Source organism: Flagellimonas sp. 2504JD4-2 (genome assembly GCF_053642935.1).
In genome coordinates this window covers 153471-167706 of the sequence record NZ_JBSIOV010000001.1, presented here as the reverse complement: position 1 = coordinate 167706, position 14236 = coordinate 153471, and the positions used below count along the sequence as shown (strand labels likewise).

Below are 14236 nucleotides of genomic sequence, written 5' to 3'. Positions count from 1 at the left end.
ATATTTAGTTTGATGGAACACTTGGAAATAGAACGGAAATTTTTGGTCAAATCAGAGGGATACAAGCAGGATGCAAGTAGCCAAATCCGGATTGTCCAAGGATTTTTGAATACCCACCCAGAACGCACGGTCAGGGTCCGCATAAAAGGTGACAAGGCATTTTTGACCATAAAGGGAATGAGCAACGAATCCGGGACAACACGATTCGAATGGGAGACGGAAATTAAATCGGCCGAAGCCATTAACCTGATCGACCTTTGTGAAGCAGTTATTTTGGAGAAAATCCGATATCAGGTGCCCATGGGCAACCATGTTTATGAAGTGGATGAATTTTTGGGAGAAAATAAGGGGTTGGTCGTTGCGGAAATAGAACTGAACCACGAAGATGAGGTTTTTGAGAAACCGGAGTGGTTGGGAAAGGAAGTCACGGGAGAAATCAAGTATTACAATTCGCAATTGAGCAAAAACCCGTTTAAGGCATGGTAATTCAAAAATCTTCGTCGAGAAAGATTATCAATATCCTAAGTGTGGTTTCGGCCGTTGTCGCCATGATATTTGACTTTTATGGCCATACACTTTTGTATTCCATTTTCAAACCCTTGACCACCATCTTGATTCTGTCCCTTTTGTTTTTTGTCCAAAGCTCAGAGCTCACCAGGTTCAAGAATGTTATTATTGTCGCACTGATTTTCTGTTTGATTGGGGACATATTTCTGCTAAAGGAAGAATACTTTGTTTTGGGTCTGAGATCTTTTTTATTGGGTCATGTATTATTTGCAACCGGATTTATTAAACTTGAAGGCTTTCATTTTCAACCGATATCACTGCTGGTTTTGGCTGCAATAGGAGCAGGAATATTTCTTTGGTTACGGCCAGGCCTGGGTGCATTTGAGCTACCTGTGGGTATCTACGTTGTTGTCATTGTATTTATGGCATGGCAGGGAACAGGACTGTTTTTAAAACAACAACAAAGGGCTTATGCACTTATTGGTATTGCGGTCTTGTTGTTTATGTTTTCTGATACTATTATAGCGATCAACAAATTCAAATCCCCCATCAAACTGGCCGGACCTATTATTTTGAGCACATACTGGATGAGCATTGCCCTGATAGCAAATGCGACATATTCATTAGTGAACAAAGGGCAAAAGAAATAGCATTTCGGTTAATCCAGTTTTTTGTCCAGCGCAAGAATCGTCTGGAGCAACACATTGGTACCATTGGCCATGTCTTCGGCCGATGTAAATTCTTTTGGCGAATGACTTATACCACCTTTGCTAGGTACAAATATCATTCCCGTTGGTGCTATCCAAGCCATATCTTGGGCATCATGCCCGGCACCACTTGGCATATACTTATGGGTTAGCCCCAGTTTTGTTGATGAGCTTTCAATTTCACTTTGGATAGTGACATCCGTCAAGGCCGGAGCTGCCGTGGTATCCAAAGGTCTGAACTCGATGTTGACCCCGGACTCTGCTGCAATTTCCTCACCTTTGGACTTTATCGCCTGATATACCTTTTCAATAACGGCTGATGAGAGATCACGAATTTCCAAACTCGCAATTACTTTACCTGGAATAACATTGGGAGCACCAGGTTCGGCTTTTATTCGACCCACTGTCCCTACTTGGGCACCTTCAAAGCTGTTGGTAATTTCATTGACCGCAACAATAAATTTGGCTGCTGCCAGTAAAGCGTCCTGCCTAGAATTCATAGGAGTAGTGCCGGCATGGTTGGCAAATCCTGTGAACACAACATCCCACCATTTCAAACCGACAATACCTTCCACGATGCCTATATCGAGATTTTCTTTTTCAAGGATTGCACCTTGCTCAATATGAAGTTCTAAAAAGGCCGCCATTGCTCCTTTTTTTCGTTGGACCTCGTTAATCCGTGTGGTGTCACCTCCTAACCGCATAATTCCCTCTCCCATGGAATATCCGGTTGCGTTGACTACTTCCAGCGCTCCTTTTCCTAAATGTCCCGACATGGCCCGACTGCCCATGACCCCGCCTTCTTCATTCGAAAAGATTATCACTTCGAGTGGATGTCGAGTCTTTACATTGTTTTCATTTAAGGTTTCAATGATTTCCAAAGCTGCCATTACACCCACACATCCGTCATAATTTCCCCCGTTTGGTACACGATCTATATGGGAACCAAAGGAAATGGGCTTAAGACTGGATTTCTTTCCGTTTCGTAAAGCGACAATATTTCCCGCAAAATCAATAGAGACCTCCAAACCTTGGTTTTTCAAGGTTTCAATAATCCATTCACGGGCTTTGATATCAGCATCGCTAAAGGCGACCCTTTCTGTTTCGCCATTTTCTTGAATTCCAAATTTGGCAAGATCAAAAATGTGGTTTTCAAGACGATTTTGATTGACTTTTAAAGTTGGATTTTGAGCGTTGACAAAAGTTGTCCCAACACAAAAGAGTAATGTTATGACACGATAGAACATAGGAGCGGTTTTTAAGAAAATTAGCTAGCGACCTAAATATAACCAGAAAACCGATAACCAAACCAAAGGAGGATGGCCAATTGACGTGTTCAAATAAAGTGGAGGGCTACGCTTAAAAAGCGGATTTAAACTGTTCCAAAAACCGTACGTCGTTTTCACTCAATAATCGAATGTCCGAAATTTGGTGCAATAGCAGGGCAATTCTGTCTATTCCCATACCAAAGGCAAACCCGGAATATACCTCAGGGTCGATATCACAATTTTTGAGGACATTCGGATCCACCATTCCGCAGCCCATAATCTCCAACCAACCTGTACCCTTGGTCATACGGTAGTCAGCTTCTGTTTCCAATCCCCAATACACATCTACTTCCGCACTTGGCTCAGTAAATGGGAAATAAGATGGTCTTAGCCTGATTTTAGACTTTCCGAACATCTGGGAGGTGAAATACTGTAGTGTTTGTTTTAAATCAGCAAAAGAAACGTCCTTATCTACATAAAGACCTTCTACCTGATGGAAAAAGCAATGTGATCTAGCTGAAATGGCCTCATTTCGATATACCCTTCCTGGAGAAATGGTTCGTATGGGAGGTTTGTTTTCTTCCATGTAACGGACCTGTACCGATGAGGTATGCGTACGCAAAAGAATATCAGGGTCGGTTTGGATAAAAAAGGTGTCCTGCATATCCCGAGCAGGATGATATTCCGGTAGATTCAGCGCGGTGAAATTATGCCAATCATCCTCTATTTCCGGTCCCTCGGATACGTTAAAACCGATTCGGGAAAAGATATCGATGATTTGATTCTTCACGATGGAAATAGGATGCCTTGCCCCAAGGGCAATAGGCTCCCCCGGGCGGGTCAAATCTCCAAATTTTCCTGCTGTAGCGGTTTGGTTTTCAAGCGAAGCCTTAAGGGCATTCACTTTTTCGGTGGCAGCTCCTTTCAATTGATTGATGACCTGACCGAACTCTTTTTTTTGTTCGTTCGGGACATTTTTGAATTCGGCGAAGAAGGTGTTCAAAAGTCCCTTTTTCCCCAAATATTTTATTCGGAAAGTTTCTATCTCATCTTTGGATGTTGAAACAAATTTTTCAACTTCGGCCAAGTGTTCTTTAATGGTCTCGATCATGGTCAGCTGCGCTATGAGCCGACAAATTTAGCAAATTGTCTTTGAATATGTAGGTAATCAGATAATGTACGGCAACTCCACCAAAAAAATGCCATAACCAATGCGTTCCCATCTTAAAATAGGTTTGCTTTAAATCGATGCTCCTAAAGTATATGGCAACTCCAAAAATGGTAAAGGCAAGTACAATCCAGATCAAGTTTTTGCCCTTGGTCTGTTTGAGGTACCAAACCAAGGGGATAAGTATGGTACAGGCCGTAATGATATAGCCCAATGAAATGCGCAGTGTGTCGGGCATGGGAAGTATACGCAATATATAGGAAGCTCCAAAAATCACGACAAGCCACAACAAACGCTTCCACCAAACACGAACCACTTTGAAAATAAAATAAACGACCAAGGCCAGACAAAGGAACATTATGGGCATCCAATCCAAAAGCAACCAAAACTCATGACTTCTAGTTGCATGGTACATGGTCCCTCCAACATAACTAATTGCTATTATGGGCAAAACCCAAGCTAGAAACAGGTGCGTCTTCGAATTTTTATACACTTTGGCTCCCCAATATATCAGAAGAACAACAAAAATCAGATTACTGAAGGTATTATAGGGTTCCACAGGAAACCGACCTTCTATTGTTTCCAAATAAATAGGGCCGGAATCGTTAGGAAACTTTAGTAAAGCATCAAAAAGGGATACTAAAAACAATTATGGCTTATGTGAATCTTTTACATTTTCGGTAATCCAATCCAAACAAGGTTGGAAATCCTCGAAAATACTTTCCCTTGGAACTAAATCCGGAATAATATCGATTCTTTCCATCATGTATTTGGGTTGATCGAGAAGACCTACGAACAGTACCTTGATCTCTTTTTTGTTCAAGTCTTGCAAAATATCCTCCATGGCGTATAAACCCGATTGATCCATGTACTGCATACGATCTAATCTAATGACCACTGTGGAAGCAGTATCCGGTATTTGTTCCGCCAACTGTTGAAAATCGCTTGTCGAACCAAAAAACAATGGCCCCTTGATATGTTTGATAAAAACTTCTTCCCTAAGTTTAGCGGGAAAGTTTTTCTCATCGGCCCAAGGTTGTTCTTTCAGCGGTGTTACATTGGATCTTGTAGCGGTAAGATCTCCAATTTTTTTCATGAACATCAAAGAGGCGATCACCAAACCAATACCCACAGCATAAACAAGGTTCCAAATTGAGGAAAGTATCAAAACGGTCAACATGATGATAACTTCGGAGCTCAATTTTAACGGACCTAGCTTTATATCCTTAGGTAAATATGGAATAGCTTTTAAGCCTTTGTAATCCATTACCCCGATACCTACGGTTACCAAGATACCGGCCAAAACAGCAGCAGGAATCTGAGATGCCACTGGCCCAAGTGCCAATAGAATCACCAACAAAAGCAAACCAGCGATCATACCTGAAAGGCGTGTCTTACCTCCAGAATTGATGTTCACAACGGTTCTAATGGTAGCACCGGCCCCAGGGATTCCTCCAAAAACCGCAGCAATACTATTTCCAATACCTTGACCTACCAATTCTTTGTTCGGTTTATGTTTGGTCTGCGTCATATTATCTGCAACAACCGAGGTCAGCAATGAATCTATTGCCCCTAAAAGCGAAAGTGTAAGCGCCGTGAATATATAGGGCGTGAGTGATGATAGCTTAAACTCCGTGAAAATTTCGAGTTGAGGAATTGGAAGTCCTTCGGGGATTTGCTCTATGGGACGGTAATCCCATCCCAAACCATAAGCCAACCCAGAAACCACAATAAGTGCTACAAGTGTACTTGGGACGGCTGTGGTAATTCGTTTGAAGCCATAAATAATTAGGATTGTGGCCAAGGCAAGACCCAACTCCAGCCAACTGACATTTTGCAATGCCCTGGGCAGTACCTTTATAGTCCCAAGAACCCCAGAAGCATCTTTGGCTGCCAAGGTTTTGGCTTCTTTTTGCATTTCGGCAGGAGTAATTTTATTTGCCCTTCGAATGGTTTCTTCAAAATCTTCGAGCACCAAAATCCCCTCTCCAGCTTCTTCTTTCAAGATGTTCTCCAGAATCTCTTCTTCAGCTGCGGCCTTGTACTGGCTTACATATTCAGTATCTTCTTTTGGGTAATAGCCAACTGCGGGCAAAATTTGGGTAACCAAAATAATGACGCCGATAGCCGTCATGAATCCAGATACCACCGGATAGGGAATATATTTAATGTATTTTCCCAAACCAATTACACCAAGTCCAATCTGCATTAACCCAGCCAAGAGAAATACAGCCAAAATTATAGGAAGAGCTTTGGATACATCACCATCGTTAACGGCCAAAATACCGGCAATAATTACCATACTTACGGCCGTCATTGGTGCTGTGGGTCCAGAAATCTGGGTATTTGTTCCCCCAAAAAGAGCAGCAAAGAAACTAATAAAAATTGCGCCATAGAGTCCGGCGCTTGGGCCTAGACCTGAACTTACTCCAAAAGCAAGAGCTAATGGCAATGCAACGATACCTGCGGTGATTCCACCGAACAAATCTCCTCTAAAATGTTTGAACATGATGATGGTTTATTTGTGGTTTATTTATTGTAGCACAGGTAAGATACTAATTTTAAGAAATTAAAAAAGGCCAATGAAATGTTAAACACTGGCCTTAATCAATTGATATTATGTATTCACGGTCTACATATAGCTTACTTTTCCGTTGGAAATATCATACATGCCGCCTACAATCAAGATTTCCCCATTGTCCTCCATTTCTTTGAGTACAGGGCTTTGGGTTCTAATGTTGTCAATGGTCATTTGAACATTTTTTTCTGCCACGGTGTTTACAAAGTCAATATTGCCTGAATTTCTCTGTGAAGCGTCAGCAGGTTCTGGGACAGCTTCAACAGCTGGCTTGATTTTACTTAACAATTCCGTTAGGTTACCCATTTTTGCGTCATCGCAAGCTCCTTTAACAGCACCGCAGGCTGTGTGGCCCAGCACAACAATTATCTTGGTGCCTGCCAATTTGCATGCAAATTCCATGCTTCCGAGAATATCTTCATTGACAATATTTCCGGCTACACGTGCACTGAAAATATCCCCTACTCCTTGATCAAAAATTAATTCAGCTGAAACCCTTGAATCAATACAGCTTAATATAGTGGCGAATGGATATTGTCCTGATGCAGTTTGCGCAACTTGTTCCAACAAATCTCGATCAGCCTGATTCTTTTCTACGAATCGCCTGTTACCTTCTTTTAAAAGTTCAAGGGCGTTTTGAGGGGATATGGCGGCCTGCGTTTCTTTGGTATGTGCATTCATGATTGTTCTTAGTTTAATGAGTTACTTAATTTTGACTTTTGTTTTCCTGCCAACAGAAAAGGTACATTAAATTTACCAATTACATTTTTAACATTGATGTTGGCATTGGCTTGGTCATCTAGATCCATGAATAAAAGGTCAACATTTGTTCTGCTCAGATATGCAGACATATTATTGATTGCATTGTCCTGAGGCTCAAAAACGTATTCTACCATACGTTTATCAGTCAATTCTTCCTCTATGGTCTCATCTTTACCATGTTTGATCTTGAACGATTTTAAGGGTTGTGAGCTTTGTTTCATCAATTGCTCCAAAATCCCCATTTTCATCAAGTTTTTAGAACCGTTCAAGGTCCCTAGGGAAAGTTCCTTGTTGTTTCGGATCATTTGCTCATGGGATGCAATCATGACCAAGCCATCAAAAGTTGACATGATGTGTTTGGTTATGTTGCTGCCCAAAAACTTCAATGGTGAAGATTTTCGCTGGCCCAAAACGATAATATCTGGTCGGAATTCCTCTATTTTTTTATTTATTTCCTCCTTAACGTTACCAACCTTAAATGTAGTGCTGATGTCTACCCCAAAGTCTTGGGTAATGGGATTCACCAAAGCATTGATTTGGTTTTTGGTTGACGTATAGGTGTCGTTGATCGATCTAACGGCAGATAGCTGATTGTCCTGCTTTACAACACCTAAAGGTTGTTTCACGTGCAATAGCGCAATTTCACCACCGATCATTTTCGCCAAACTGGCGGTATTTTTTAAAATGGTCGCTGTAGTTTTTCTCAAGTCTGAGAGTACTAGTATTCTATAATTTTTATTTTCCATGATTTTGTTTTTTTTAGCTTAAACTTAGTTTTGATTTTGGACGAGTTCTGAAGAATTCAATAAAACTCGATGGATTTTCTTCCACCCCTCGCTTGGAGACCAACTGAATATCTATATTCCGCTGCTTGGCCTTTAAGGCAAAATCTTCAAGAATTTCAATAATGTCGTTGTCAAGAAATCTTGTGTTTAAAAGATTTAGCTCCAAGTAAGTATCATTTGGAAGGCTATCCAATTCCTTTAGAATAGCACCTTTGTTAAAAAAGGTGACTTCTTCAGCCAAGGTCATTTTGATCTTATGCTTGCCATTACTTTTGTCTTCAATATGAAGGAAATGGGAGTTTTGGTAGCTTTTCAACAAAATCACTACGATACCGACCATAAGACCCAATCCGATACCTATCAACAAATCGGTAAAAACAATCCCAAAAACAGTAACCGTAAAAGGAATAAACTGTTTCCAACCTAGACTGTACATTTTCTTGAACAAAGCAGGTTTGGCCAGTTTATAACCAACGATCAATAGGATAGAAGCCAATACCGATAACGGAATCATATTAAGTAACCGTGGAATCAAAATGACAGAAATCAGCAAGAAAAATCCATGAATAATGGCCGATGCTTTGGTTCTTCCGCCAGATTGGATATTGGCCGAACTACGAACGATAACTTGAGTAACGGGCAATCCTCCCAAAAGACCAGAGATACTGTTACCCACTCCTTGGGCAAGAAGCTCTTTATTTGTCGGAGTTGTTCTTTTATGAGGGTCCAATTTATCTGTGGCCTCCACACAAAGAAGGGTCTCCAAACTAGCCACCAAGGCAATGGTAAACGCGGTAATCCAGACCTCAGAATTGCCTATAACTGCAAAATTTGGAAAGCTCAATAAATTACCTAAAGACTCTATGCTTTCAGGGATAGGTACACTTACCAAAAGCTTCTCATTAATTCCCCATGCAGAACTGTCCTTAGTGAACAAAAAATAAAGTATCCCGATTACAACGGCCACCAAAGGACCTTGCACCAGCTGGAATATTTTCGATTTTTTGGTCAAAACCTTATCCCATAAAATAAGAATAGCAAGAGCGATTACGGCAATCAATGTAGCTCCAGGGCTGATATAGCTGAAAGCATTAATAATGCCACTCACCGTCGTTTCACCGTCAGTTTGAAAAAAGGAAAAATTAGAATTATATCCGAAGAAGTGAGGGATTTGTTTTAGAATGATGATGATTCCGATTCCGGTAAGCATTCCCTTGATCACTGATGAAGGAAAATAATAGGCAATGACCCCTGCTTTAAGGATACTGAAAAGAATTTGGATAAGGCCACCTAGAACTACGGCAACCAAGAAGTTTTCGAAACCTCCCAAGCTACCTATGGCGGTCAATACGATTGCTGCCAAACCAGCGGCCGGACCACTTACCCCGATTTGGGACCCACTAAGGGCACCCACGACGATACCTCCAATAATTCCTGCAATTAAGCCAGAAAATAGGGGAGCGCCACTGGCCAATGCTATTCCTAAGCATAGGGGTAAGGCTACAAAAAATACAACGATACTTGCAGGCAAGTCGTTTTTAATATGCTTGAACATGATAATAAAATAGTTTTGCCCCCAACAATGTTTTTAGGTCGGAGACGATTAGAAATTGATTAAAAAATGAGGGTATTAAGCCAATTTCTCTGGAGGGGGGAGCAGTATTTCGACCATAAAATCCGAATTAAGGAAAAGGTAGTCGGGATTCTCGGCATTTGCTAGTTGAAGGAAAAAATCGCCGTCCATTGAAAAGGGGCCTGAAAACAAATCTTTTTCACCGATTTTTTTTTCTGCTTCCTTGTCTTTACTTTTTTCCTCATCATTGGTGTCCATAAGCATTGCAACAGCACATTCCTTATCCACCAAAGGCGCTATCGATGGAGCCAATATTGAAAATATCAGCATAATACAGATTAAAGGATGTGCAATGGATTTAAGCATTTGGGCACTTTTGGGCAAAAATAAAGCGAATCGATTTCTTTTCTGTTAAATAAAATTTAAAAATCTTTCAACAATCTTAAATTCCCATCTGGCAGCCATCCGGTTTGACCGTCAGCAATCCTGATTTTGTTCCAATCATTGAAATTTTCCAAAACATTGACTTTGGTTCCTTCATGCAAGGTGAAGATGGCTTCACTATTTGTATTGGGTTCCGAAGTAATCTTGACTTCCTTGCTAAATATGATAGCTGGGTTGTCATTTTTGAAATCTTGATACTGCAGATAGGCCAATAATACGCATAACGCACCAAGAACCAACGAGAAGATGCTAGTAATGAAGGCAATACGTTTTTGGGTTGCATAACGTAAGAAGAAATAGGCGAGGTAGGCCAATACGAACAAGATTATAAGGGATATCGCTAAATAAGCCCATTGATCAAAGGATAAAAAGTTGATCAAACTTTCATAAGCCTGTGCTATTTCAGTTTTTGGCATTTCCTCAACCGCATCCAAACGCATGTTCTGGGCATAGCTCAAATTGTTCAATATTTCGCTGTCGTTTGGTTTTAGCAGTAGTGCCTTTTCATAATAAAAAATACTTGGGCCGATAGCATTTAACTTATAATAGCAATTACCCAAGTTGAAATATAATTCGGCCGAATGCTCCCCGTTCTCCAAAATCTTGTCATAACTTTCAATGGCCTTGGAATATTCCCCTTCGTTGTATTGTTCTGTTGCCCGATTGAAAAGTGCAGTACTTTGGGCCACTCCAAAGTAGCATGCGAACAAACAAATCAGGGGAACTAATTTTTTCATGCTCATAATTGCTTGTCCATTTTGGAGATTACTTCACTGGCCTTGTCATAGTCGTTTTGCATTTGCACATCTGAAAATGGACTGTAACGGGCCATTTCGCAATTGGTGAGCAAGCTGATAAAACCTTCTATATCTAGGGTGTCGACACCTTTTTGTGAAAGGATATCGGTAATTTTTTCCTTACTGAACTCTGAGGTTTCAATTTTCAATTTAGCCTTTAGATAATTGTGTAGTCCTTTTTCCAAAGCAACATAAAAAGCTTCCTTGTTGCCCAATTCCTTCTTGGCCGTGGAAAGATACTTTCTGGCAAGTTTGTTGGCTCTTTTTATTTTGTTTCCGACCACATCACTCGCAATCGCCTCTCTTTTCTTAAAGGAGAAAACCGCAATCGGAATCAGCAGTAATGGAGCAAATAGGAAAAGGTAAAACTTGTTCGAACCAAAGAAATAATTTGTCCCAATTTTGGTAAGATTAGGTCTGATCTTTATAAAATGGAACTGCTTACCAGTCGGGACCACAAATTGTTTGTTGGTATTCGAAACTACGCTATTATCTGAAGAAGATCCCACTGGACCTTCCAACACCTCAATATTTATTTCCTCGGAGTCAAGGGTTACGTATTTTTTCGTTTTTGGGTTGAAATAACTGAAAGGAATGCTAGGAATAGGGTACTTTCCCCGATAGGCTGGGACAATAGTATAATGGTTGGCCACTTTACCTTCCATTCCCGTGCTTAGGGTTCGCACTTTTTCATCAAATTCAGGTTCGTATACTTCCAGTGCGCTTGGCAGGTCGGGTTCTGGTAATTGGAAAAGCTTTAAATTTCCTTTTCCCTTGACTTCTACCTTGGCCTGAAGCGACTCTGAGGCGTTCAATTTTGTTTTACTTGCGGTTACAGAAAACTCAAAATCCCCGACAGCGCCACCAAAATTGGCTGGTTTGCCTGCTTCCGGTAATGCTTTTACCCTTAAGGTTCTTCTTCCAGCGGAAACAGTTTTGCTCGCTTGCTTATATATGCGACCGCCGAAAAAGTCACGACGATTGGTTGGAACATCGACAAAAATTTCCAACGAAAGGGGTTCTATTTCCAGATTACCGGATTTCTGTGGATAGAGTATAACCCTCTTCAATACCACATAGCGATAGGGCTTTCCTTGATAAGTGCCATTTTGGGCCGTATGTTTGGTCACTGGAATATCCTGACTCCAGAAATTATTGTACTTGGGATTGTCCAAGTGGCGATAGTTAGTCACGCTTATTTTCGGACTAACATATAGTTTATAGACTACCGTTACGGCTTCATTCAAGTAGGGATTGGATTTGGAAACTTCGGCAACCAAATGAAGGTTCTCATCTGCCACATCATCAACCGTTTTGGAATCATTGGGCTTATCCACCGCAGCAGTTACTTCAACAGTTTTAGGTAAGGTTTTATAAGTCTCCCCATCAATCTCAATAGTGGCTTGTTTGATACTGAACCTACCCCTTGCCGTGGGAACAAGAATGTAAGAGTATGATTTTGAAAAGCTACGCTTTCCGTTAAGCCATGATGAGCTTATCGATTGCGATGGCCCCATGACGACTTTAAAACCTTCAAATGGAGGAGGATTAAAATTATCCCCGTCCTTGTTCATGGTAAATTCCACCCGAAGCCGTTCATTGATTCCCATCTTTTGTTTGCTCAGGTTCATTTCAAAAGAAACCTCTTCGTCCTGTGCATAGGAATACCCTCCCACTAAAAGGAAGACATAAAAGAACATCAAAAATTTGCCCCTCAACGTATACATCACCAATCTTTCTCGTTTTTGACTTTTTTGCCCCGTACTTTTCTAGCTTCCATTTTTTCCTGCACTTTCTTTTCCTCGTTCTGCATGGCTTCTAGCAAGTTCTGAATCTGCTGTTTGGAAAGCTGGTTAGGTCTTGGTTGTTGTTTTTGCTCTTCAGGTTGATCGCCTTCTTGAGGCTTTTTTTCTTGCTCTTTCTTTTCATCTCCTTCTCCCTCTTTATTTTCCTCAGGCTTATTTTCTCCATTATCTCCTTCATTCCCCTTATCCTTGTTTTCATCTTCATTTTGCTCACCTTCATTGTCCTTCTCGTTATCGCCTTCGTTATTCTGGTCCTGGTTTTGATCTTTTTGATCCTGTTGGTCCTGCTGATCTTTGTTATCCTGGTTTTGGTTGTTTTGATCGTTCTGCTGCTTTTCCAACATTTTTTTTGCCAAGGCCAAATTATATCGTGTTTCGTCATCATTCGGATTGTTTCGCAAAGCTTCCTTGTAAGCATCAACGGCTTGCTGATAATCCTTCTTTTTCATGAACACATTGCCCATATTGTGAAAAGCCTTGTGTTTTTGGGGCTTTTCTTTGGTCTTTTCACCTGTTTGCTTAAACCGCCCAAAGGCTTCACCATAGCTTTCCCTATTGTAATAAGCAGTCCCAAGATTAAATGGTGCTACAGTATTGTCACCACTTTTTGATATTGCCCTGCGGTAATCCGATTCAGCCGTTGGAAAATCATTGGCGGTAAGTTCCTTATTGGCTTCCCAAGTAAGGTCGGTGGACGTTCGCAGCGCCTTTTGTGCTTTTTTGGAAGCGGAATCATCCTGCGCTTGGACCGCTACTCCATAGAAAAGCAGTACGGCCAACATCAATCTTATCTTATGCATCGTCATGTTCATTGAAAAGATTTAGTTTCTTCAACCATTGTGTTTTTCTATCCAGAAGGAAAATATCCAAAAATAAAAATAAAAGACCTATGCCCAAGAACCACTGAAATTGGTCCTTGTATTCGGCAAATTGCTTGGCCTCGAATTCCTTTTTGTCCATCTGGTTCAATTGTTCCTTGATGTACTCAACCGCTTTTTCGGTATTGGTGCCATCAATATATTCTCCGTTTCCTTCGCTAGCAATTTCGGACAGGATAGCCTCATTTAAGCGGGTAATCACAACCTCCCCTTGATTATCTTTTTTCAAACTTTCGACCACACCATTTCTTTTAATTGGAATAGGTGCACCTTTTGGTTTGCCCACACCTATGGTAAAAACCCGGATGCCATTTTGTTTGGCATATTCCACCGCATCGATGGTAGAACGTTCGGAATGGTCTTCTCCATCAGATACAATGAACAGCACCCTGTTGGTTTGCTCTTCATCATTATAGTACGTGCTGGCAAGATCAATGGCGGCATTTATTGCGGTTCCCTGTGACGACAACATATTTGTGTTCATGCTCTGCAAAAACATCTTGGCCGCACCATAATCAGTGGTGATCGGTAACTGGGGATATGCCTGACCGGCATAGGCTATAATTCCGATTCTATCACTGGCCAATTGATTGATGATTTCAGAAACCAATCTTTTGGACTTTTCCAATCGGTTTGGTGCGATATCTTCGGCCAACATGCTTTTAGAAACGTCCACAGCAAATACGATATCGACGCCTTCCCGTTTGACTGTCTCCAATTTTGTGCCAATTTTTGGGTTGACCAATCCCAAGATGAGAAAAGTAAGTCCCAACAGCAGAAAAATCAATTTTAAGGCAGGCTTGAATATGGATTTGTTCGGAGCCAATCGCTGCAACAATTTGGCGTCTGCAAATTGACGCTGCGTCTTTTTTTTCCATACTTGAAGAAAGAAGAAAGCCAGGGCCATTACTGGTATTATGGCCAACAAATAGAAATATGCTTTTTCGTCAAGTTGAATCATATG

At 41.0% G+C, this 14236-nt stretch carries 14 protein-coding genes; 2 read left to right on the top strand and 12 right to left on the bottom strand.

Going from position 1 to position 14236, the window contains the following annotated elements; genetic code table 11:
* Positions 1-12 precede the first annotated feature (12 nt).
* The gene (locus ACULLH_RS00835; protein WP_454086827.1) at positions 13-486 is read left to right on the top strand and encodes a CYTH domain-containing protein; all 474 of its coding nucleotides are present in this window, start codon (positions 13-15) and stop codon (positions 484-486) included.
* A complete protein-coding gene (locus ACULLH_RS00830; RefSeq protein WP_454086826.1) occupies positions 480-1157 on the top strand; it encodes a lysoplasmalogenase in 678 nt (225 codons plus the stop codon). The genes ACULLH_RS00835 and ACULLH_RS00830 overlap by 7 nt, the downstream gene beginning before the upstream one ends.
* A gap of 8 nt (positions 1158-1165) precedes the next feature.
* Here ACULLH_RS00830 and ACULLH_RS00825 read toward each other — a convergent pair whose 3' ends face one another.
* The 12 genes from ACULLH_RS00825 to ACULLH_RS00770 form a co-directional block, all read right to left on the bottom strand.
* Positions 1166-2461, bottom strand: coding sequence for an allantoate amidohydrolase (locus tag ACULLH_RS00825; RefSeq protein WP_454086825.1), 1296 nt, complete (start codon positions 2459-2461; stop codon positions 1166-1168).
* A gap of 112 nt (positions 2462-2573) precedes the next feature.
* The gene (pheS, locus tag ACULLH_RS00820; protein WP_454086824.1) at positions 2574-3593 is read right to left on the bottom strand and encodes a phenylalanine--tRNA ligase subunit alpha; all 1020 of its coding nucleotides are present in this window, start codon (positions 3591-3593) and stop codon (positions 2574-2576) included.
* Complete coding sequence (locus ACULLH_RS00815; RefSeq protein WP_454086823.1) at positions 3577-4299, bottom strand: hypothetical protein; 723 nt, start codon at positions 4297-4299, stop codon at positions 3577-3579. Before ACULLH_RS00815 ends, pheS begins: the two co-directional genes overlap by 17 nt.
* Entirely contained in the window at positions 4300-6159 is a 1860-nt protein-coding gene (locus tag ACULLH_RS00810) for a SulP family inorganic anion transporter (RefSeq protein WP_454086822.1), read from the bottom strand. It abuts the gene before it with no gap.
* A gap of 123 nt (positions 6160-6282) precedes the next feature.
* A complete protein-coding gene (locus ACULLH_RS00805; RefSeq protein WP_454086821.1) occupies positions 6283-6909 on the bottom strand; it encodes a carbonic anhydrase family protein in 627 nt (208 codons plus the stop codon).
* A gap of 8 nt (positions 6910-6917) precedes the next feature.
* Positions 6918-7736 (bottom strand): universal stress protein, encoded by an 819-nt coding sequence (locus ACULLH_RS00800; RefSeq protein WP_454086820.1) that lies wholly within the window; start codon positions 7734-7736, stop codon positions 6918-6920.
* A gap of 13 nt (positions 7737-7749) precedes the next feature.
* Entirely contained in the window at positions 7750-9330 is a 1581-nt protein-coding gene (locus ACULLH_RS00795; protein ID WP_454086819.1) for a SulP family inorganic anion transporter, read from the bottom strand.
* A gap of 75 nt (positions 9331-9405) precedes the next feature.
* On the bottom strand, positions 9406-9714 hold the full coding sequence (locus ACULLH_RS00790) for a hypothetical protein (RefSeq protein ID WP_454086818.1): 309 nt from the start codon (positions 9712-9714) through the stop codon (positions 9406-9408).
* Positions 9715-9770: 56 nt separating this feature from the next.
* Positions 9771-10529 carry a tetratricopeptide repeat protein gene (locus ACULLH_RS00785; RefSeq protein ID WP_454086817.1) on the bottom strand — a complete coding sequence of 253 codons (759 nt, stop codon included), beginning with the start codon at positions 10527-10529 and terminating at the stop codon, positions 9771-9773.
* Positions 10530-10531: 2 nt separating this feature from the next.
* Positions 10532-12316, bottom strand: coding sequence for a BatD family protein (locus tag ACULLH_RS00780; protein ID WP_454086816.1), 1785 nt, complete (start codon positions 12314-12316; stop codon positions 10532-10534).
* On the bottom strand, positions 12316-13206 hold the full coding sequence (locus ACULLH_RS00775; RefSeq protein WP_454086815.1) for a tetratricopeptide repeat protein: 891 nt from the start codon (positions 13204-13206) through the stop codon (positions 12316-12318). The genes ACULLH_RS00780 and ACULLH_RS00775 overlap by 1 nt, the downstream gene beginning before the upstream one ends.
* Positions 13187-14233, bottom strand: a complete 1047-nt coding sequence (locus tag ACULLH_RS00770) for a VWA domain-containing protein (RefSeq protein ID WP_454086814.1) — start codon at positions 14231-14233, stop codon at positions 13187-13189. Before ACULLH_RS00770 ends, ACULLH_RS00775 begins: the two co-directional genes overlap by 20 nt.
* Positions 14234-14236: the final 3 nt, after the last annotated feature.

Bases quoted from the DNA above. Each gene is read 5' to 3' on its own strand.
- ACULLH_RS00835 (WP_454086827.1), top strand. From the start codon at position 13: ATGGAACACTTGGAAATAGAACGGAAATTTTTGGTCAAATCAGAGGGA.
- ACULLH_RS00830 (WP_454086826.1), top strand. From the start codon at position 480: ATGGTAATTCAAAAATCTTCGTCGAGAAAGATTATCAATATCCTAAGT.
- ACULLH_RS00825 (WP_454086825.1), bottom strand. From the start codon at position 2,461: ATGTTCTATCGTGTCATAACATTACTCTTTTGTGTTGGGACAACTTTT.
- pheS (WP_454086824.1), bottom strand. From the start codon at position 3,593: ATGATCGAGACCATTAAAGAACACTTGGCCGAAGTTGAAAAATTTGTT.
- ACULLH_RS00810 (WP_454086822.1), bottom strand. From the start codon at position 6,159: ATGTTCAAACATTTTAGAGGAGATTTGTTCGGTGGAATCACCGCAGGT.
- ACULLH_RS00805 (WP_454086821.1), bottom strand. From the start codon at position 6,909: ATGAATGCACATACCAAAGAAACGCAGGCCGCCATATCCCCTCAAAAC.
- ACULLH_RS00800 (WP_454086820.1), bottom strand. From the start codon at position 7,736: ATGGAAAATAAAAATTATAGAATACTAGTACTCTCAGACTTGAGAAAA.
- ACULLH_RS00795 (WP_454086819.1), bottom strand. From the start codon at position 9,330: ATGTTCAAGCATATTAAAAACGACTTGCCTGCAAGTATCGTTGTATTT.
- ACULLH_RS00790 (WP_454086818.1), bottom strand. From the start codon at position 9,714: ATGCTTAAATCCATTGCACATCCTTTAATCTGTATTATGCTGATATTT.
- ACULLH_RS00785 (WP_454086817.1), bottom strand. From the start codon at position 10,529: ATGAAAAAATTAGTTCCCCTGATTTGTTTGTTCGCATGCTACTTTGGA.
- ACULLH_RS00780 (WP_454086816.1), bottom strand. From the start codon at position 12,316: ATGTATACGTTGAGGGGCAAATTTTTGATGTTCTTTTATGTCTTCCTT.
- ACULLH_RS00775 (WP_454086815.1), bottom strand. From the start codon at position 13,206: ATGAACATGACGATGCATAAGATAAGATTGATGTTGGCCGTACTGCTT.
- ACULLH_RS00770 (WP_454086814.1), bottom strand. From the start codon at position 14,233: ATGATTCAACTTGACGAAAAAGCATATTTCTATTTGTTGGCCATAATA.